The following is a 1,024-nucleotide window of genomic DNA, read 5'->3' as shown; positions in this document are numbered from 1 at the left end:
TCGCACGCGTCTTCGGCATCGGGAATGTGCTTCGCGACCGTTTCCAACTCATCCGGTTTCAACCGAATCATGTGATCACAACTCCTCTATCCTTCGACGAAGACGGGCGATTTCCCTGCTGATTTCATCGGCCAATTCATCCGCCGTCGCCTCAATCCGCGCCTCGATTTGCTTTAAATCGGCATAGACCCACTCATACGCTTCCCGCGCCTCCCCTTGCCAGTACGGAATAGATTCATCGTTGGCGCGATAAAAGCCGCGAATGCACCTTGAAATTCTTCCATCGCTTCATGCACTTGCCCTTGGTAAGACCGCAAAATGGCCATCGCTGCTTCGTAAGCCCTCCGCTTCATTTCCTTTTCAATCGAATCTACTATCGATGACACTTGTATTCCCTTCCCGGTTAAAGTGGCGAAATAATGGCCAATATCAAGCTATCCCCTGCTGTTTCAAATAAAAACTTTACATCGTCCCTCCATTGAACCCTCCCTCTAGTTTTTGTTGATATCTAACAGTCTATGGTGCGCTTCGCGGTCACTGCTGAACATTTTTTACTGCAGTGGGTCGGTGTGTATGCGATGCACCTTGGATCTCTGCATCGCTGATGAGGATGAACCCTCCCATGTCTCTGGGCATCCTTGTGCCGACATTCCTTCGTTCGGTCTCTTCACCAGACAGAGGCCGGCTAAGCTCACTCCCTTTAAATAAGTCCCGTTTGCACCACATTCTCGATCCCTTCAGCTTTCATCATTTTGTCCATTCGCTACTCAAGAAATACGATTTTCTTTTATGCCGAAACAACAGTAGGTTTTTTCAATACATCCTGATAAAAACCCTGCTATTATATTTTTTTCATCCAAAAAATAATCACACTCTCCACCTGCTTATCTTACATTTCGCACCCTAACAGGGTAGAAAGAAAGGATTTTTTATTTCGTTTTTTAGAATACCATTTCGACCAACACAACGAGCGATGGCAATCCTTTTTTACCATCGCTAGTCGTTCCGTATGACGTTACACGTA

At 46.2% G+C, this 1,024-nt stretch carries 1 pseudogene; it reads right to left on the bottom strand.

The annotated features are described in order from the left end of the window. Positions 1-75: 75 nt before the first annotated feature. Positions 76-353, bottom strand: a pseudogene (locus B4113_RS07770) (DUF5082 domain-containing protein). Positions 354-1,024: the final 671 nt, after the last annotated feature.

The sequence above is a fragment of the Geobacillus sp. B4113_201601 genome, from assembly GCF_001587475.1.
GTDB lineage: Bacteria > Bacillota > Bacilli > Bacillales > Anoxybacillaceae > Geobacillus > Geobacillus icigianus.
Note: the sequence above shows the minus strand (reverse complement) of the source record. Positions and strands in the feature narration are given on the sequence as shown.